The 19,137-nt window shown below is 53.4% G+C and carries 20 protein-coding genes; 5 read left to right on the plus strand and 15 right to left on the minus strand.

Going from position 1 to position 19,137, the window contains the following annotated elements; genetic code table 11:
* Window positions 1-39: 39 nt before the first annotated feature.
* The 5 genes from yciH to pgpB form a co-directional block, all read right to left on the minus strand.
* Entirely contained in the window at window positions 40-366 is a 327-nt protein-coding gene (yciH, locus tag L3068_RS12735; protein WP_014884082.1) for a stress response translation initiation inhibitor YciH, read from the minus strand.
* A complete protein-coding gene (gene pyrF / locus L3068_RS12740; RefSeq protein ID WP_014884083.1) occupies window positions 366-1,103 on the minus strand; it encodes an orotidine-5'-phosphate decarboxylase in 738 nt (245 codons plus the stop codon). The genes yciH and pyrF overlap by 1 nt, the downstream gene beginning before the upstream one ends.
* A 185-nt stretch (window positions 1,104-1,288) precedes the next feature.
* The gene (gene lapB, locus L3068_RS12745; protein WP_014884084.1) at window positions 1,289-2,458 is read right to left on the minus strand and encodes a lipopolysaccharide assembly protein LapB; all 1,170 of its coding nucleotides are present in this window, start codon (window positions 2,456-2,458) and stop codon (window positions 1,289-1,291) included.
* A 6-nt stretch (window positions 2,459-2,464) separates the two neighbouring features.
* Window positions 2,465-2,773, minus strand: a complete 309-nt coding sequence (locus tag L3068_RS12750; protein WP_014884085.1) for a LapA family protein — start codon at window positions 2,771-2,773, stop codon at window positions 2,465-2,467.
* 148 nt (window positions 2,774-2,921) lie between these two features.
* Window positions 2,922-3,689 (minus strand): phosphatidylglycerophosphatase B, encoded by a 768-nt coding sequence (pgpB, locus tag L3068_RS12755; RefSeq protein ID WP_117580283.1) that lies wholly within the window; start codon window positions 3,687-3,689, stop codon window positions 2,922-2,924.
* 197 nt (window positions 3,690-3,886) lie between these two features.
* On the opposite strand from pgpB, the gene ribA reads away from it, so the two are divergent.
* The gene (gene ribA, locus L3068_RS12760) at window positions 3,887-4,477 is read left to right on the plus strand and encodes a GTP cyclohydrolase II (RefSeq protein ID WP_008501210.1); all 591 of its coding nucleotides are present in this window, start codon (window positions 3,887-3,889) and stop codon (window positions 4,475-4,477) included.
* A gap of 36 nt (window positions 4,478-4,513) precedes the next feature.
* Here the strand turns inward: ribA and acnA are convergent, their stop codons facing one another.
* The 4 genes from acnA to L3068_RS12775 form a co-directional block, all read right to left on the minus strand.
* Window positions 4,514-7,189: an aconitate hydratase AcnA gene (acnA, locus tag L3068_RS12765; RefSeq protein ID WP_117580285.1), complete on the minus strand. Its 2,676-nt coding sequence runs from the start codon at window positions 7,187-7,189 to the stop codon at window positions 4,514-4,516.
* A 163-nt stretch (window positions 7,190-7,352) separates the two neighbouring features.
* Entirely contained in the window at window positions 7,353-7,451 is a 99-nt protein-coding gene (gene ymiC, locus L3068_RS12770) for a small membrane protein YmiC (RefSeq protein ID WP_014884088.1), read from the minus strand.
* Between the two features lie 138 nt (window positions 7,452-7,589).
* The gene (locus tag L3068_RS25435) at window positions 7,590-7,760 is read right to left on the minus strand and encodes a YciX family protein (protein ID WP_045135519.1); all 171 of its coding nucleotides are present in this window, start codon (window positions 7,758-7,760) and stop codon (window positions 7,590-7,592) included.
* A gap of 2 nt (window positions 7,761-7,762) precedes the next feature.
* Entirely contained in the window at window positions 7,763-7,903 is a 141-nt protein-coding gene (locus L3068_RS12775) for a YmiA family putative membrane protein (protein ID WP_213391151.1), read from the minus strand.
* Window positions 7,904-8,290: 387 nt separating this feature from the next.
* Here L3068_RS12775 and L3068_RS12780 point away from each other — a divergent pair, with 387 nt between their 5' ends.
* Window positions 8,291-9,271 carry an IS5-like element ISKpn26 family transposase gene (locus tag L3068_RS12780; RefSeq protein ID WP_000019441.1) on the plus strand — a complete coding sequence of 327 codons (981 nt, stop codon included), beginning with the start codon at window positions 8,291-8,293 and terminating at the stop codon, window positions 9,269-9,271.
* A 170-nt stretch (window positions 9,272-9,441) separates the two neighbouring features.
* On the opposite strand, the gene cysB is transcribed toward L3068_RS12780, so the two are convergent.
* Window positions 9,442-10,416, minus strand: a complete 975-nt coding sequence (cysB, locus tag L3068_RS12785; RefSeq protein WP_006175683.1) for an HTH-type transcriptional regulator CysB — start codon at window positions 10,414-10,416, stop codon at window positions 9,442-9,444.
* Between the two features lie 187 nt (window positions 10,417-10,603).
* Window positions 10,604-13,201: a type I DNA topoisomerase gene (gene topA / locus L3068_RS12790; RefSeq protein ID WP_014884091.1), complete on the minus strand. Its 2,598-nt coding sequence runs from the start codon at window positions 13,199-13,201 to the stop codon at window positions 10,604-10,606.
* Window positions 13,202-13,600: 399 nt separating this feature from the next.
* On the opposite strand from topA, the gene L3068_RS12795 reads away from it, so the two are divergent.
* A complete protein-coding gene (locus L3068_RS12795) occupies window positions 13,601-13,852 on the plus strand; it encodes a YciN family protein (protein WP_003856804.1) in 252 nt (83 codons plus the stop codon).
* A gap of 34 nt (window positions 13,853-13,886) precedes the next feature.
* Here the strand turns inward: L3068_RS12795 and sohB are convergent, their stop codons facing one another.
* Complete coding sequence (sohB, locus tag L3068_RS12800; RefSeq protein WP_014884092.1) at window positions 13,887-14,933, minus strand: protease SohB; 1,047 nt, start codon at window positions 14,931-14,933, stop codon at window positions 13,887-13,889.
* A gap of 251 nt (window positions 14,934-15,184) precedes the next feature.
* On the opposite strand from sohB, the gene L3068_RS12805 reads away from it, so the two are divergent.
* Together L3068_RS12805 and cobO are read left to right on the plus strand one after the other, a co-directional pair.
* Window positions 15,185-15,946: a YciK family oxidoreductase gene (locus L3068_RS12805; RefSeq protein WP_014884093.1), complete on the plus strand. Its 762-nt coding sequence runs from the start codon at window positions 15,185-15,187 to the stop codon at window positions 15,944-15,946.
* Window positions 15,943-16,533, plus strand: coding sequence for a cob(I)yrinic acid a,c-diamide adenosyltransferase (gene cobO / locus L3068_RS12810; protein ID WP_023337380.1), 591 nt, complete (start codon window positions 15,943-15,945; stop codon window positions 16,531-16,533). Before L3068_RS12805 ends, cobO begins: the two co-directional genes overlap by 4 nt.
* A gap of 35 nt (window positions 16,534-16,568) precedes the next feature.
* Here the strand turns inward: cobO and rluB are convergent, their stop codons facing one another.
* The 3 genes from rluB to rnm form a co-directional block, all read right to left on the minus strand.
* On the minus strand, window positions 16,569-17,447 hold the full coding sequence (rluB, locus tag L3068_RS12815) for a 23S rRNA pseudouridine(2605) synthase RluB (RefSeq protein WP_014884095.1): 879 nt from the start codon (window positions 17,445-17,447) through the stop codon (window positions 16,569-16,571).
* A gap of 96 nt (window positions 17,448-17,543) precedes the next feature.
* The gene (locus L3068_RS12820; RefSeq protein ID WP_003856793.1) at window positions 17,544-18,164 is read right to left on the minus strand and encodes an L-threonylcarbamoyladenylate synthase; all 621 of its coding nucleotides are present in this window, start codon (window positions 18,162-18,164) and stop codon (window positions 17,544-17,546) included.
* The gene (rnm, locus tag L3068_RS12825) at window positions 18,161-19,042 is read right to left on the minus strand and encodes an RNase RNM (protein WP_117580287.1); all 882 of its coding nucleotides are present in this window, start codon (window positions 19,040-19,042) and stop codon (window positions 18,161-18,163) included. The genes L3068_RS12820 and rnm overlap by 4 nt, the downstream gene beginning before the upstream one ends.
* Window positions 19,043-19,137 lie beyond the last annotated feature (95 nt).

The following is a 19,137-nucleotide window of genomic DNA, read 5'->3' on the forward strand; positions in this document are numbered from 1 at the left end:
TATATCACGAGCCACGGCATTTGCCGTGGCTCATTTATTTTAACCGCCTGCCAGTTTGACTTTCATGCCCTTTGCTTCAAGCAGCGATTTAATTAAATCGCGTTTATCACCCTGAATTTCAATAATGCCGTCTTTCACGGCACCACCGCAGCCACATTTCTTTTTCAACTCAGCCGCCAGTTTTGTTAGTTCAGCATCATCCTGGTCAATTCCTGAGATAAGGCAAACCCCTTTCCCTTTTCGTCCACTGGTTTGACGCTGGATACGCACAATACCGTCGCCCTTCGGACGTTCCACTTTGGTTTTCGGCTCATCTATGCGCCCACTCTCCGTTGAGTAGACCAGACGACTGTTGGAATCGGTCATTACGCCCCCTTTTTCAGTGATGCGTTGATTGCCTTAAGCGTCTCTGCCGGGTTAGCTGACTGCGTTACTGGCCGCCCGATAACCATATAATCCACACCAGCAGCCAGCGCCTGCTCAGGCGTCATAATACGGCGCTGATCGCCTACGTCGCTGCCTGCCGGACGAATACCTGGCGTGACCAGTTTAAAATCTTTGCCCAGTTCTGATTTGAAGCGGACCGCTTCCTGTGCGGAGCAGACGACGCCATCCAGCCCGCAGTTCTGCGTCAGACGCGCAAGACGCTCGGCATGTTCGGCAGGTGACAATGTCACGCCAAGATCGCGTAAATCACTTTCGTCCATACTGGTCAATACGGTCACCGCAATCAGCAATGGCGCATCTTTCCCGAACGGCAGGAGGGCTTCACGTGCGGCAGTCATCATTCTCGCTCCGCCCGACGCATGGACGTTGACCATCCATACACCCAGCTCTGCGGCGGCGGCAACGGCGTGCGCCGTGGTATTCGGGATGTCATGGAACTTGAGATCGAGGAAGACATCGAAACCACGCTGCTGCAGATCGCGGACGATTTGCGGTCCAAACAGCGTGAACATCTCTTTACCAACTTTCAGGCGGCAATCGCGAGGATCGATACCGTCGACAAAGGCCAGTGCAGCGTCACGCTTATTGTAATCAAGCGCGACAACAACAGGAGAATCCGTAATAACGCGGGAAGTGGAGGAAGTAACAGACGTCATGACCAGCCCTTTTCGTCTATGGGCGCGCAGCGGCGCGGAACAGATAAACGGCCAGCATTCTACCTGCCGCCGCCGCAAATTGACAGAATCCATTTGCGCCCCTGCCAGGCTGGCACACCGCACGGTGTTAAGGAAGGGGTAAAAATCAACAGTATGTTGTAACTAAAATGAGGTGTTTTAAAAAATTACTGTCCGTCAAGACCACGGATTGGCTTGATGGTGGACCAGGCCCGGCAGGAAGGACAATGCCAGTAAAGCGTATACGCGGTAAAACCACACTTCTGGCAACGGTAGCGCGGTTTACTCCGCACCTGCTCGCCGACCATGTCGCGCAGCACCATCAGGCTCTCTTTGGCTCGCCCTTCTTCTGCGTCGTTCAGGTGGTAATCCATCAGCTTATGGAATACCCGCATCGTCGGATGACGCTGTAGCTGACGGGTAATATACACCTGCGCGGTGTCGGTCCCTTCGTACTGCTCAACCACGTCTGAGAGCATCAGCTCTGCGGTTGCGCCGGTATTCTCTTCCACGCAACGGCGCAGGAATGCTACCCACTCTTCCTGCTTGCCCAGCTGTTGATAGCAGGTTTGCAGCATCTCCAGCGTTTCACTGACCAGCTCTTTGTCCTGGTCAATCACCCGAAGCAGGCTTTCAACGGCTTTGGCGTAATCGCCACTCGCCATAAAAACGCGTCCCATCATGATAGAGATACGCGCGCTATTGCGATCTGCTGCTGCACCTTTCTTCAGCAACGCCATGGCTTTGTCCATGTCGTCGTTGCCCATCTGCTGAAGGGCAAGTTCACAGTAGAAATGGGCTATCTCAACACGCTGCTTATCTTTACCCAGCTTCACCAGCCGCTCGGCAGTATCAATGGCTTTTTGCCATTCGCTGGTGGCCTGATAAATTTGCAGTAATTGCTGCAACGCACCGATACGGAAATCCGTTTCATCAATCAGCTGCGAGAACATATCTTCAGCGCGGTCGTACAGCCCGGCAGCCATGTAATCGCGCCCCAGTTGCTGGACCGCGAGGAGACGTTGATCGTAGGTCAGCGAGGCGCTTTCCATGAGGGTCTGGTGGATACGGATGGCACGGTCAACCTCGCCACGCGAGCGGAACAGGTTACCGAGCGTGAGATGGGCTTCGACGGTCCCCGTATCCTCTTTCAGCATATCGAGGAACAAGTCTACCGCTTTATCCTGCTGATTACTCAGGAGGAAGTTCACCCCCGCAACGTAGTCGCGAGAGAGACGGTTAGCCTCATCCTGCTTTGTTTGTTGCGCACTTCTGCGGCCCATATACCAGCCATAGGCAGCGGCTACAGGCAAAAGCAGAAACAACAACTCCAGCATCGTCGATTATTCCTTCACGACCGGCACACCAGAGCTTTCCGGAATGTCGGACGCAGGCGCAATGTTATGCTCAAGTCGTTTAATTTTACGTTCAGCGCGTGCAAGAGAAACACGGACTTTCAGCCAGAACAGACCGCAAACCAGCCAGCCAATGGCAAAGCCTGCGGCAAACAAGACCGCAAGCAGACTTGATACGCGATACTCGCCCTGCGCCAGCAGATAGTTAAACGTCACCTGTTGATCGTTTTGTGCACCCAATGTGACTGAAATGACAAAAATCGCCAATACCAGTAAGAAAATGAGTAAATATTTCACATTACTTCCCGTTATGTGGTTCAAGCGAATAAAGTGTGTTCAACTTACCGCAATCAGCCTTATAAACTACCATTTTAGCGACGGGCGCGAAACGGAAAAAGTGACGCACACGTCATGGATTTATGGGCGAAATGCGCAATATCAACCGTCAGGCGTCGCTTTGCTCCCTTTCGGCGATTTCTTCTTTCTCTTCAGGCGGTGGCGTAAGCGGGCCACAGAGTCGTTCCGCAAGCCAGGTTGCCAGCGTCACCAGCAGCCATGAGATCAGCGTAGCGACCACCAGGTCCCGTGGCCAGTGCATCCCCAGCAGCAAGCGGCTGCCCATCACTCCCGTTGCCCAGATCAGTAATATCCCGATGGTAACCGTTCGACGTCGTGGCCAAAGCAGCCCAACAGCCAACAGCGCCCAGCTGGCCGCAAACATCGTGTGGCCGGAAGGAAACGCGAAGCCCGTCTCTTTTTGCCAGTGTTTACGCAAGAACATCGGAATATCCTGCTGTTCCGTAAGCTGTTCTTTCACCAGCGCACCGCGATCTTTACGCTTTAAATTGTAGAACTCATCTACCGGAATATGGTGTGTTTTTTCCAGCCAGACGACAAACGGTCGTGGCTCCTGAACATGGTCTTTCACCCAGGACTTAACGCCCTGACCAATAACGATCGCGCCACCCAGGATAGCAAAGAGCATCAGCGCCGCGCGCAGACGAAAACGCAGGCACCACAGGAACCAGCCACAGAGAATGATATGGGTGATAATTCCCCACGGTTGCGTGACCGTCTCCGTTACCCAGTACAACGTTTTCAGCCACGTGGCATTCTGCCCGGGCTGCCACATCCAGCCGGAGACCCATACGGTCAAAGGCATAATCAGTAAAATGGCCGCGCCTGCTGCCGTACGTCTGGCGATTGAAAGCATGTCTTCTCCTTTTACGCTAAGCCTCACAATCATAACTGAAATTCATCCGATGGGTGGAGATGTCGGATCGTGCGTTTAACGTTCATATAGCATGGTGCCCATTAGGCGAACGTGCTGAGCTTGTGGCAAAATGAACAGATACAGAAAGTAAAACAGGCGCAAGACACGAAACGTGTCAGCCTACTCTGGAGAATCACATGCAGCTTAAACGTGTGGCAGAAGCCAAACTGCCAACCCCATGGGGCGATTTCCTGATGGTGGGGTTTGAAGAACTGGCAACCGGACAGGATCATGTTGCGCTGGTCTACGGCGATATTTCAGGGCAGACGCCGGTGCTGTCCCGCGTCCATTCGGAGTGTCTGACCGGCGATGCGTTGTTCAGCCTGCGCTGTGATTGCGGTTTCCAGCTGGAAGCTGCCCTTTCTCATATTGCCGAAGAAGGCCGCGGTGTGTTGCTCTATCACCGTCAGGAAGGTCGTAATATTGGCCTGCTGAATAAAATCCGCGCATACGCGCTGCAGGACCAGGGCTACGATACGGTAGAAGCCAACCATCAGCTCGGTTTTGCCGCCGATGAACGTGACTTCACTCTGTGTGCGGACATGTTCAAGCTGCTGGGCGTCGACGAGGTTCGTCTGCTGACGAACAACCCGAAAAAAGTGGAAATCCTCACCGAAGCGGGAATCAACATTGTCGAACGTGTGCCGCTGATTGTTGGCCGCAACCCGAAAAATGCCCACTATCTTGATACTAAAGCCGCCAAGATGGGCCATCTGCTGAAAGAGTGAAAGTAAAAAGCCCGGCATAAGCGCCGGGCTTTTTTATCAATCGAGCATGTTACGAATCACATAGTGTAAAATGCCGTCGTTCTGGTAGTAGGTCAATTCGGTTGCCGTATCAATACGGCACCGGCAGTCCAGTACCTCCGTCTTCCCGTCAGCTCGCGTCAGCTTCACCGGCACCGTTTTACCCGGCCGCAGGTTTTGCAGACCACTAATATCAATCTGCTCTTGTCCGGTCAGCCCCAGCGTTTTACGGGTTACGCCCTGCGGGAACTCAAGCGGCAGGATCCCCATGCCGATGAGGTTCGAGCGGTGAATACGTTCAAACGACTCGGCGATCACCACACGAACGCCCAGCAGGCGCGGTCCTTTCGCCGCCCAGTCACGGCTGGAACCGGAACCGTACTCTTTCCCGGCAATCACCGCCAGCGGTGTACCTTCCTGTTGATATTTCACGGCTGCATCGTAAATCGACACGACGTCCGTCCCCGGTAGATGGCGCGTCATCCCCCCTTCCACCCCCGGAACCATTTCATTACGAATGCGAATGTTGGCAAACGTGCCCCGCATCATGACTTCATGGTTACCGCGGCGCGAACCGTAGGAGTTAAAATCGCGGCGCTCCACTCCCCGGCTTTGCAAATAACGGCCCGCCGGGCTATCGGCTTTGATACTCCCCGCCGGAGAGATATGGTCAGTGGTGACAGAATCCCCCAGCATGGCCAGGATGCGCGCCCCATGAATATCTTTAAGCGGCGCAGGCTCGGCGAGCATCTCATCAAAGAACGGAGACAGACGAATATAGGTCGAGTCATCCTGCCAGTCATAGGTGTCCGACCCCACGACATTGATGGCTTTCCATTCCGGCGTGCCTTCGAAGACCTCCGCATACTCTTTGCGGAACATTTCTGTAGAGACCTTTTCAACGGCCATCGCAATTTCACGCGAGGACGGCCAGATATCTTTCAGGTAGACGGGATCGTTCTTGCGATCGTGACCAATCGGATCGGTCACCAGGTTAATGTTCATATTCCCGGCCAGCGCATAGGCCACCACCAGGGGCGGCGAAGCAAGCCAGTTGGTTTTGACCAGTGGATGAATACGCCCTTCAAAGTTACGGTTGCCGGAAAGTACGGCGCCTACCGTCAAATCGCCCTGCTTGATCGCCGTTTCAATGGGCTCAGGCAGCGGACCGGAGTTACCAATGCAGGTCGTACAGCCATACCCCACGAGGTTAAAGCCCAGCTCATCAAGATAAGGCGTCAGCTTAGCCTGCGCCAGGTAATCCGAAACCACTTTGGAGCCCGGCGCCAGCGAGGCTTTGACCCACGGTTGAGGTTTCAGACCCAGTTCAACCGCTTTTTTCGCCAGCAGACCGGCCGCCATTAAAACACTGGGGTTTGAGGTGTTGGTACAGGAGGTGATGGCGGCAATCACAACCGCCCCGTCCGGAAGTTGATATTGATGGCCGTTCAACACATAGTCGATGGGACGATGGTCTTTCTTCGCCACGTTGACTTCCAGCTCATTGCTGGCCGCAAAGGCTTTCGGCACGTCTGTCAACGCGACGCGATCCTGCGGACGTTTTGGCCCGGCGAGGCTTGCCTCAACGCTGCCCATATCAAGCTCAAGCGTACTGGTAAATACCGGTTCATCGCCCGGATTGCGCCACATACCCTGCGCTTTGGTATAGGCCTCTACCAGCGCCACCTGCTCTTCGCTGCGTCCGCTCAGACGCATGTACTCCAGCGTGACGTCATCAATTGGGAAAAAGCCACAGGTTGCGCCATATTCTGGTGCCATGTTGGCAATGGTCGCGCGGTCAGCAAGGGGCAGCGAATCCAGCCCGTCCCCGTAGAACTCAACAAATTTGCCCACCACCCCATGCTTGCGCAGCATTTGCGTAACGGTAAGTACCAAATCGGTCGCGGTAATGCCTTCTGACAGTTTTCCTGTCAGCTTAAAGCCCACGACATCCGGAATCAGCATGGAGACCGGCTGACCGAGCATGGCAGCTTCCGCTTCGATTCCGCCGACACCCCAGCCCAGCACGCCGAGGCCGTTAATCATGGTGGTGTGGGAATCTGTACCCACCAGCGTATCCGGATAAGCCACCCACTCTTTGTCCTGTAATTCGCTCCAGACGGCTTTACCAAGATACTCAAGGTTAACCTGGTGGCAAATACCCGTGCCCGGTGGAACCACGCTAAAGCGGCTGAATGCCTGCTGGCCCCACTTCAGGAAAACATAACGTTCGTGGTTACGCTCCATCTCCAGACGGACGTTCTCGCCAAAGGCATCGTCATCACCGAAATGGTCAACGGTCACGGAGTGGTCAATCACGAGGTCAACGGGGGAAAGCGGGTTCACTTTGGCCGTATCGCCGCCGAGGCGTTTAACCGCCTCGCGCATCGCGGCGAGATCCACCACGGCAGGTACACCGGTAAAGTCCTGCATCAGGACCCTTGCCGGGCGGTAGGCAATTTCTCTGTCGGCATGGGCATGCTTCAGCCACCCCGCCAGCGCCTGGATATCATCGAGCGTGACGGAATCACCGTCCTGCCAGCGCAAGAGGTTTTCCATCAGAACTTTCAAGGACTTGGGTAAACGCGAAATGTCCCCAAGCGTTCTGGCAGCCAGCGGCAGGCTATAGTAATGCCAGGTTTTATTTTCTGCCTGTAATGTGTCCTTACTGGCTTCGCGTAGGGTTAACGACATAAGCTCCTCCTTAATTACAGAGATGTCCTGACAATCATCAGGGCCGTAATTAAAGATAACACAAAGATGTCGTAACGTTTTGATAACAACCCGAATTGATAAATTTAGGAATGGTCCAGAGGACGTCAAAACAAAAAACCCCGCCGCAGCGAGGTTTTATCATTTAGCGGATGGCCAGCCAGATGAGCTGACTCCAGAACAGGATCGACAGGGTAAACACGCCAATCCATGACCAGTATTTGTGAGACGTCATGTTATTCATCATAGGGACACCAGGCATTATTTATTAAACATTCCGAGGCAGGTCCTCAGTGCGATATTGCTGATGTGTATTTATTAAAGAGTACAAAGGTGCATAGTCGTTATTCAGACCCAATGCATCATTACGCAAAAAACTAAATTATTGTTTTTTGGGTTCGTCTTCCGCGAACACATCAATAAAGGCTTGCTGCTGCGGCGTCAGTTTCCAGGATGCAGGCACAACTGTCGCAGGAGTCTTACGTCCTTTGTGGACAGTGTCATGACGCTGACACATCTGTTTTACCGTTTCTGTACGTACCGTCACTGCCATATTCAACCCCAATATTTCCAGGCCAGGAGAGCAACCATCAGCCAGAACAGGGCGGAGACGAGAAAGACCGCCAGCCAGGCTTTACGCTTGAGCGCAGGATCCCTTTGCGGTTCTTCACTTCCTGAAGGCATTGCTAACCTCATACAATCGATATCGCTTATCATTTAGGACCAAACAATTGGTACAATTAATCATCTGTTGAGATAAATCCTAAAGAAACTTTAGCCGAAAAGCCAGTGAATTTACGCATCTGGAGGTATGAAATATTCATTCTTTTGACCACAAATAAATATTTGAAAAGAAAAATTTGCGTAGCCGTTAATTAGTTTCTATTTTTGTCGCCAATTCACGACATTAAAACCATACAAAATAAAAGGATAATGACAATATATGGCAGGGAGAGCGCAGATGATGATAATTCTAATTTAGCTTTAAGGCGGTATTTCGGTATCTTTCCGTTAGGGAAGGTGCGAACAAGTTCCTGATATGAGATCATCATATTCATCCGGAGCGCATCCCAGAGGGACATCATGAGCCATCAACTCACCTTCGCCGATAGTGAATTCAGCACTAAGCGCCGTCAGACCCGAAAAGAGATTTTCCTCTCCCGCATGGAGCAGATTCTGCCATGGCAGAATATGACCGCTGTCATCGAGCCGTTTTATCCCAAGGCGGGCAATGGCCGACGGCCCTATCCGCTGGAGACCATGCTGCGTATTCACTGCATGCAGCATTGGTACAACCTGAGCGACGGTGCCATGGAAGATGCCCTGTACGAAATCGCCTCCATGCGCCTGTTTGCCCGATTATCCCTGGATAGCGCCCTGCCGGATCGCACCACCATCATGAATTTCCGCCACCTGCTCGAGCAGCATCAACTGGCCCGTCAATTGTTCAAGACCATCAATCGCTGGCTGGCCGAAGCAGGCGTCATGATGACCCAAGGCACTTTGGTGGATGCCACCATCATTGAGGCACCCAGCTCTACCAAGAACAAAGAGCAGCAACGCGATCCGGAGATGCATCAGACCAAGAAAGGCAATCAGTGGCACTTTGGCATGAAGGCCCACATTGGTGTCGATGCCAAGAGTGGCCTGACCCACAGCCTAGTCACCACCGCGGCCAACGAGCATGACCTCAATCAGCTGGGTAATCTGCTTCATGGAGAGGAGCAATTTGTCTCAGCCGATGCCGGCTACCAAGGAGCGCCACAGCGCGAGGAGCTGGCCGAGGTGGATGTGGACTGGCTGATCGCCGAGCGTCCCGGCAAGGTAAAAACCTTGAAGCAGCATCCGCGCAAGAACAAAACGGCCATCAACATCGAATACATGAAAGCCAGCATCCGTGCCAAGGTGGAGCACCCGTTTCGCATCATCAAGCGGCAGTTCGGCTTCGTGAAAGCCAGATACAAGGGGCTGCTGAAAAACGATAACCAACTGGCGATGTTATTCACCCTGGCCAACCTGTTTCGGGTGGACCAAATGATACGTCAGTGGGAGAGATCTCAGTAAAAACCTGAAATAACGCCAGAAATGGTGGAAAAAATAGCCTAAATAGGCTGATTCGATGTGTTTGCGGGAAAAAAATCGGCCCAGATCCGCGAAATTTTAATCAGCGAGTCAGCTTGGGAAGAAATGACCTGCTTATTCGCACCTTCCTTAGGGAAAGATACCGGGTGTGATTATTTTGCGGGGAGTTTGATGTCTTTAAACATCTCTTCAATATCTTCATTTGAGCGTAATGCAACGGCGGTATCCACCACGTCACGCGTTAAATGCGGGGCAAAGCGCTGAATAAAATCATACATATAGCTACGCAGGAAGGTACTGCGACGGAAGCCAATTTTTGTGGTGCTGTGGCTAAAAATATCGTGTGCATCAAGACGTACCAGATCAGGGTCTGACACCGGGTCGACCGCCATGCTGGCAATAACGCCCACGCCCAGACCAAGCCGTACGTAAGTCTTGATGACGTCGGCATCGGTAGCGGTAAAGACAATGCGTGGAGTTAACCCGGCACGGTTAAAGGCGGTATCAAGCTCGGAACGTCCGGTAAAGCCAAACGTATAGGTGACTAACGGATATTGCGCCAGCTCTTCAATCGTAACCGACCCTTTCCCCGCCAGCGGGTGATCGGGAGTCACTACGATCGATCGGTTCCAGTGATAGCACGGAAGCATTACCAGATCGTCATACAGGTGGAGCGCTTCCGTCGCGATGGCAAAATCGGCATTCCCCTTCGACACCGCTTCAGCGATTTGCGTCGGTGACCCCTGATGCATATGCAAAGAGACGCGCGGATAACGCTCGATAAAGCCCTTAATAACGCCAGGTAATGCATAGCGCGCCTGGGTGTGCGTGGTGGCAATATACAGCGAGCCTTTATCTGGCCAGGTATGTTCTCCCGCAACAGATTTAATCGCATCGACTTTGGAGAGGACTTCACGCGCAATGCGAATAATTTCCTGCCCCGCTGGCGTCACCTGCGTAAGGTGCTTACCGCTACGGGCGAAAATCTGAATACCTAATTCATCCTCCAGCATGCGAACCTGCTTGCTGATGCCCGGTTGCGAGGTATATAGCCCCTCGGCAGTAGAAGAGACATTAAGGTTGTGATTCACCACCTCAACGATATAACGAAGCTGCTGTAATTTCATGCCAGACCATCCGATTTAGCGCACGCGGTCAATCGCTTAAGACGATTTGATAATAAGAAATGGGTTAACTATAACCACTATATCATTTATAGCCTGACTGTATAGTACGGAACAAAAAATAATAATAAGGTAATAAAAAAGGGCCGGAAGTCCGGCCCTTTCACTGGTAAGTGACGGTCAGGCAAGCTTATTTCTTGCCTTCAACCCATTTGCCATCGACAAAGAAGGCGGACCAGCCGGTCGCTTTGCCCTCTTTCTCTGCCGCCACGTACTGCTGCTTCGTTTTACGGCTAAAGCGAACCACCGTCTTATTGCCTTCAGGATCCTGCTGTGGCGCATCGGCCAGGTAACGCAGTTTTTCTGGCAGACGGTCACGGAAGCGGTGCAGTTCTTCTACCAGCGGCGCACGTGTTTCACGCGATTTCGGGAAGGTATTGGCCGCCAGGAAGACACCCGCAGCACCATCACGCAGCACGAAGTACGCGTCGGATTTTTCACACGGCAGCTCTGGCAACGGAACCGGATCTTCCTTCGGCGGAGCCACTTCACCGTTACGCAGAATTTTGCGCGTGTTTTTACACTCGTCGTTGGTGCACGCCATGTACTTCCCGAAACGCCCCATTTTCAGGTGCATTTCAGAGCCACACTTCTCGCACTCCACAATCGGGCCGTCATAGCCTTTAATGCGGAATTCACCTTCCTCAATCTCATACCCGTCACACGTTGGGTTATTACCGCAGACGTGCAGCTTACGTTTAGGATCGATCAGGTAGCTGTCCATCGCCGTGCCGCATTTTTTGCAGCGGCGTTTAGCACGCAGAGCGTTGGTTTCCGCATCCTCACCTTCCAGCACGTTGAGAACTTCGTTCTCCGGCACCAGGTTGATGGTGGTTTTGCAGCGCTCTTTTGGCGACAGCGCATAGCCGGAACAGCCAAGGAAGACGCCCGTGGTTGCCGTACGAATACCCATCTTGCGGCCGCAGGTTGGGCAGTCGATGCTAGTCAGAACCATCTGGTTAGGCAGCATGCCGCCCTCTTCAGGATCTTTCTCCGCTTTTTCAAGCTGGTTGGTAAAATCGCTGAAGAAGCTGTCGAGAACCTTCTTCCACTCCGCCTTATGGCTGGCAACCTCGTCGAGGCTGTCTTCCATTTGCGCGGTAAAATCGTAGTTCATCAACTCGCGGAAATTAGCTTCCAGACGGTCGGTGACGATCTCACCCATTTTTTCCGCATAGAAACGACGGTTTTCAACTCGAACGTAGCCGCGATCCTGGATCGTCGAGATGATTGACGCGTAGGTCGATGGACGACCAATACCGCGTTTTTCCAGCTCTTTCACCAGCGACGCTTCACTAAAGCGCGCAGGCGGCTTGGTGAAGTGCTGAGCAGGAACGAGATCAACCAGAGAGAGCTCATCTCCCTTGTTCACCGCTGGCAGCGTACGGTCTTCATCACCTTTACGCAGCGCAGGCATGACTTTTGTCCAGCCGTCGAAACGCAGGATACGACCGCGCGCTTTGAGACGGAAGTCGCCCGCACCGACGGTCAGCGTCGTGGAGTCATACTTCGCAGGCGTCATCTGACAGGCGACAAACTGACGCCAGATCAGCTGATACAGCTTCTGGGCATCGGCTTCCATATCTTTCAGCGACTCGGCTAACACAGAGACATCAGAAGGACGAATCGCTTCGTGCGCTTCCTGAGAGTTCTCTTTGCTGGCGAATTGATTGGCGCTTTCCGGCAGGTATTTTTTACCGAAATTATCACTGATATAACCGCGTACCATGTTTACCGCATCCTGGCTCAGATTCGTTGAGTCAGTACGCATGTAGGTGATGTAACCCGCTTCATACAAGCGCTGGGCCATCATCATGGTTTTCTTCACGCCATAGCCAAGGCGCGTACTCGCCGCCTGTTGCAGGGTAGACGTGATAAACGGCGCGCCAGGTTTACTGCTGGTCGGTTTATCTTCACGTTCCAGCACCTGATAGCGTGCTTTTTCCAGCAACGCGACGGCAGCCATGGTCTGGTCACGGTTTTCAGGACGGAAAGGCTTATCTTTCTGATGGCTCACCTGCAGTGGCAGAGCGTCACCGCCCGGCGTGGTCACATTGGCGTCAATTTCCCAGAATTCTTCCGGCACGAAGGCTTTAATTTCGCGTTCACGCTCAACGACAAGACGCACGGCGACGGATTGCACACGTCCTGCGGACAGGCCACGGGCAATCTTTTTCCACAGCAGTGGAGAGACCATATAGCCTACAACGCGGTCCATAAAGCGACGCGCCTGCTGGGCGTTGACACGGTCGATGTTCAGCTCGCCAGGCTTCTCAAACGCCTGACGAATCGCATTTTTTGTAATTTCGTTAAACACTACGCGACTGTAGCGTTTGTCATCGCCCCCGATCACTTCCCGCAGGTGCCATGCAATGGCTTCCCCTTCGCGGTCAAGGTCGGTTGCGAGATAAATGTGGTCTGCTTTTTCAGCCAGCTGCTTCAGCTCGTTAACGACTTTCTCTTTTCCGGGCAGCACTTCGTATTGTGCATCCCAGTTGTGCCATGGGTTAACACCCATGCGGTTGACAAGCGCGCTACGTTCATCCTTTTTAGGCTTTTTAGCCCCTTTGGTGGAGGTAGAGTCTGCGCTCTTTTTGCTGGCTGAGCCACTGGTCGGCAAATCGCGGATATGACCCACGCTGGACTTAACCACGTAGTCATTACCCAGATACTTATTGATCGTTTTGGCTTTTGCCGGGGACTCAACGATGACGAGAGCTTTACCCATATTCACCTTTACCTAATTTAATTCTTCCAGGAATACGCCGCACGTTGATTTCCCTTCCGCTGACGACGAGCCAATGATATTGCGGCTACGTCAGGAGATATCAACCCCTTTGTCCTACCGGGTGTCTGAGGAAAGACGCCCAGGTGATTGAGTTATCGGGTATTTTTCTCACACCTCGTATAATTCGTGACGAGTTCCCGGTCGAATGTCAAGCAATTCTGTTGCCAGAATGACGAAAGCGCACACTCTACCTGATAAAATTCGTTACGCAACTTTATTAGCATGCAAAAGCAAATCCCGCCAACCTGCCCCCTGTATCTTATCCCCTCACAAAACAGGGAAAATTTGCCCCCAAAGCGGCCCCGGCGTAGACTATTGTCACTGTTTAAGGAGTGGATTATGCAGAATACGACCCAACCTATTGACCGAGCCTCTCTGCTTATCGAAGCAAATAAGCTTATCCGTGACCATGAAGATACCCTGGCGGGCATTGAAGCCACCGGTGTAGAGCAGCGTAATGGCGTGCTGGTTTTCAGCGGCGAATACTTCCTTGACGAACAGGGATTACCCACCCCAAAAAGCACCGCTGTGTTTAATATGTTTAAATACCTGGCGCATACGCTTTCTGAAAAATATCACCTGGTCGATTAATGCAAAACGCGAAGCATATGCCTCGCGTTTTTGCTTACAGCAGCGGTTTTTGTCCGCGCTGTAGCCAGCGAAGCAGCAGGCGATCTGCGCTTTCCGCTGCACTGTTGGTAAAGCGGTCCATCAGGCGCTTACGCTGGGTGAACCGCACGCCTATCAGCTCCCTTCCGTCCATCAGGTTGAGCAGCAGATCGTCGCTGGTCCCCACTTCATCAACCAGCCCTTTTTCCTGCGCCTGAATACCGTACCAGTGTTCGCCTGTCGCGACCTGCTCAATATCCAGCGTTGGGCGCATACGGTGTACGAAATCTTTAAACAGGTGGTGCGTTTCGTTGAGATCCTCACGGAATTTTTGGCGCCCTTCTTCCGTATTTTCCCCCAGCAGCGTCAGGGTACGTTTGTACTGACCCGCCGTGTGCAGTTCGATATCAATCTCTTTATTCTTCAGAAAACGGTTAAAGTTTGGGATCTGTGCGACCACGCCGATAGAGCCAATGATGGAGAACGGTGCCGCAACAATTTTGTCCGCCACGCAGGCCATCATATAGCCACCACTTGCCGCGACTTTATCTACCGCCACGGTAAGCGGGATCTGCTTTTCTCGCAGACGCTGTAGCTGAGAAGCGGCCAGTCCGTAGCCGTGCACAACCCCGCCTGGGCTTTCAAGACGCACCACCACTTGATCCTGCGGAGTGGCCACGGCCAGAACGGCAGTCACCTCTTCCCGTAGCGAAGCGACTTCATGCGCATCCATACTGCCTTTAAAATCGAGTACATAGACGCGAGGCTTCGCGTCAGACTGTGGCGTTGCAAGCTTAGCTTTCGCCTTTGCGGCTTTGGCTTCCTGCTTGTGCTTTTTCTTCTGGGCCTTCAGCCATGCCTTCTGTTGATGGCTATCAAGCAGTGAGAGGGACATGTCTTCCTGCATCTCTTTGTACTGCTCGCTCAGACGGGTAATGCGTAACTCCCCACGCTGACGTTTGCGCTGCGTGAGATTGACAATCAGAACGGCAACGACCGCAATGGCAATCACCACCGTCGCGATTTTAGCCAAAAACAACCCATATTGAGAAAGTAATTCCACGCGTTCCACCTTGATTTAACCACGAATCTTTCACGGCAGTGTACAACAGCCCTGCCTTTGCGTCTCGCCCGTGACATTACCTGTGCGAGCCATCTTCAGGAATCCCCGCCCGGCGGTTTAAATATTTGCAAATTGTTAATTTTACAGTAATACGTCCTGTAGACTGATTGAATTCTCACGCTAATTCGGGCATAAAGCCGAAAAGTCATTATGAAGGCGCCATTGAGTCACCGTGCGCCTGAGGAGTCACCGTGCACTATCAACCGCAAAAAAACCTGCTGCAGAACCGGATCATTCTTGTCACCGGTGCCAGCGCGGGTATTGGTCGCGAAGCGGCCCTGACCTATGCTGAATATGGCGCGAGCGTTATTCTGATCGGTCGCAACGAAGAAAAACTCAAAGGTGTCGCTCAGGAAATTGAAGCGGCAGGTGGCATACCGGCCCCCTGGTATACTCTTGATTTACTGACCTGTACGCCAGCGGTATGTCAGGAATTAGCCCAACGTATCAGCACCCATTATCCACGTCTGGACGGTGTGCTGCATAACGCCGGGTTGTTAGGCGAAGTTCGTCCAATGGATGAGCAGGATCCTGATATCTGGCAGCAGGTCATGCAGGTTAACGTCAACGGCACCTTTTTCCTCACCCAGGCCTTGCTTCCTTTATTACTCAAATCTGAGTCAGGCTCTCTGGTCTTTACCTCTTCCAGCGTAGGCCGTGAGGGGCGCGCAAACTGGGGGGCATATGCTGTATCTAAATTTGCGACCGAAGGTATGATGCAGGTGCTGGCGGAGGAATATCAGAGCCGCCATCTGCGCGTAAACTGCATTAATCCGGGCGGAACACGCACCAAAATGCGCGCCAGCGCGTTCCCGACAGAAGATCCGCAGAAGCTGAAAACCCCGGCCGATATTATGCCACTCTATCTCTGGCTAATGGGCGACGACAGCCGTCGCAAAACCGGAATGACTTTTGATGCCCAACCGGGCCGTAAACCGGGGATTTCGCAATGAGTGAAGAACGTCACCAGCAGCGCCAGCAGCGTCTGAAAGAACAGGTTGATGCGCGCATTGCGTCAGCCCAGGACGAGCGAGGGATCGTCATCGTATTTACCGGCAACGGCAAAGGCAAAACCACCGCCGCGTTCGGCACCGCCACCCGCGCCGTCGGGCACGGGCAAAAAGTGGGCGTAATCCAGTTTATCAAAGGCGAATGGCCCAATGGGGAGCGCAATTTGCTGGAACCTCACGGCGTTGAGTTTCAGGTGATGGCAACCGGTTTTACGTGGGACACGCAGAACCGGGAAACCGACACCGCAGCCTGCCTTGCTGTCTGGGAGCACGCCAAAAGAATGCTGGCCGATCCGACGCTCAATATGGTGCTACTGGACGAGATCACCTATATGGTCGCCTACGACTACCTGCCGCTGAATGCCGTGCTGGATGCACTGAAAAACCGCCCTGCACATCAGACGGTAATCGTCACGGGTCGTGGGTGTCATCGGGATATACTGGAACTGGCAGATACCGTCAGCGAGCTGCGTCCGGTCAAGCATGCATTTGATGCAGGTATCAAAGCGCAGCCTGGGATTGATTACTAAAGAAAAAAGCCCGGTGCATTCACCGGGCTTTAAGATTAACCGTTGTTATTCCGGCTGCCAGAGCGACGGTTGCTGCTGTTCACCTGGCTATGGCGTTTCACCGCACGACGGATCTGGTTCGCCTTCATACGACGACGATCTTTCTCCACCGCCACTTTTGAGGTGGTTTCCGGCGTTAGCCCCACCAGCTCGCGCAGGTAGTTGGTCTGGGTCAGATCCAGTTCGGTATAGCCGCCACGCGGCAGACCTTTTGGCAGCAGAATGTCACCGTAACGAACGCGAATCAGGCGGCTAACCTGAACCCCTACCGCTTCCCACAGACGACGCACCTCGCGGTTACGCCCCTCTGTCAGGGTGACGTTGTACCACTGGTTAATCCCTTCACCACCGGTAAATTTGATGGTTTTGAATGCTGCAGGACCGTCTTCCAGCTGAACGCCACGCGACAGGTCGCGCAGTTTATTTTCATCAACCTGGCCGAAGACACGCACGGCATATTCACGTTCCACTTCACGGCTTGGGTGCATCAGACGGTTTGCCAGCTCACCGTCGGTGGTAAATAGCAGCAGGCCGCAGGTGTTAACGTCCAGACGACCCACGGCAATCCAGCGCGCACCTCGCAGTTTAGGCAGACGGTCAAACACCGTCGGGCGACCTTCCGGGTCGTTGCGGGTACACAGCTCGCCTTCCGGCTTATAGTAAGCCAGCACGCGGCAAATCTGTTCAGCAGACTCTTTCACGGAGATAAGATGACCGTCGATGCGGATCTTAAGCCCCGGTACGATTTCTACGCGGTCACCCAGCGTGGCGATTTTACCGTCCACACTCACGCGGCCCGCTTCAATAATGGCTTCGATTTCACGGCGCGAACCGTGGCCGGCGCGCGCCAGCACTTTCTGTAACTTCTCGCTCATTGAGCTTCCTCAGGTGTCGCCTTCACAGGCGTCGAATCAGGTCAAAAGAGGGCCTGGCCCTGCTTTGATGGCCGCGTAGTATATCTGCTTACACCTCTACAAGAAAGGCTTAACATCGCCCACGCCTTCACGAATCACTTCTGGCGCATCTTCGGTTAAGTCGACCACGGTGGTCGGTTGCTGACCAAGATAGCCGCCGTGAATAATCAGCTCAACCACCTTCTCCAGACGATCTTTGATCTCTTCCGGGTCGGACTCGGTAAACTCACTTCCCGGCAGCATCAGCGAAGTCGAGAGCATCGGTTCGCCGAGGGTTTCCAGCAGTGCCTGCGCAATCGGGTTGGAGGGCACGCGCATCCCGATGGTTTTCCGTTTTTCCTGCAACAGGCGGCGCGGAACCTCTTTCGTCCCTTTCAGGATGAAGGTGTAGTTACCCGGCGTGTTGTTTTTAATCAGGCGAAACGCCACGTTATCAACATACGCATAGGTCGACAGCTCAGAGAGATCGCGACACATCAGCGTAAAGTTATGGCCGTCCGGAAGCTGGCGAATACGGCAGATACGCTCCATCGCCCCTTTGTCTTCAATTTTGCAGCCCAGCGCGTAGCCAGAATCGGTCGGGTAAACAATCACGCCGCCTTTGCGGACGATCTCCACGGCCTGATTGATCAGACGTGGCTGCGGGTTATCCGGATGAATATAGAAAAACTGACTCATACTTCCCTCTCTTCAATTTGCTGCGGCTGTTCCCAGAGCTGCCAGACCGGCTCAACGCCTGCCGGTAACCAAAGCTTGCGCCCCAGTTCAATCCACGCGCAGGGCTGATGGAAATCAGAGCCCTGCGACCCTGACAGGCCGAACTGGCGAGCATAAGTCGCAAGCTGCGCACGCTCATTGGGTGCCTGCTGACACTGGGCGACTTCAATCGCCTCGCCACCGCATTCAGCAAAGTGTGCCAGCAGTCTTTTCAGCCATTTAGCAGAAAGATTATACCGCCCCGGATGGGCCAGCACGGCCTTACCGCCAGAATGATGAATCACATCAATAGCTTGTTTTATTGTACACCACTGTGGCGGAACGTATCCGGTTTTCCCGCGCGCCAGATACTTTTTAAAAACATCCGCCATGGTCGTTGCCTTGCCCGCTTCAACCAGAAAACGGGCGAAATGACCGCGCGTGACTGCCCCACCGTTCGCGAGCGCTTGTGCCCCTTCCAGCGCGCCCGGAATATGCGCCTTTTCCAGACGCTCGCCGATCATCTCCGCTCGCTGGTTGCGGCGCGTTTTTTGTTCTTGCAAAAACGTTACAAGTGCCGGATGTTCTATATCGATGTTCAGACCAACGATATGAATTTCATGGTTTTCCCAGACGGTTGAGATCTCAACCCCGGCGACCAGATTCAGCGCCAGCCCGCTGCGGGCAATCTCAGCGCGCGCTGCCGGAATGGCATCAGTGGTATCGTGATCGGTTATCGCCAGCGTGCCGACGCGCATCTCAACCGCGCGATGAACCAGGGCTTCGGGTGTCAGCAGACCATCAGAAGCCTGCGTATGGCTGTGTAAATCATAAATAATGGCGTAGGTGGTATCGCTCAAAGCACTTCCCATAACAGGTTGGAGACATCCGAAACCGCCATGATACCGACTTAACGCGAAATTCTGAAATCAAGGGTTGACAACTCGCCATCGAA

The organism is Enterobacter cloacae complex sp. ECL414 (assembly GCF_021869685.1).
GTDB lineage: Bacteria > Pseudomonadota > Gammaproteobacteria > Enterobacterales > Enterobacteriaceae > Enterobacter > Enterobacter kobei.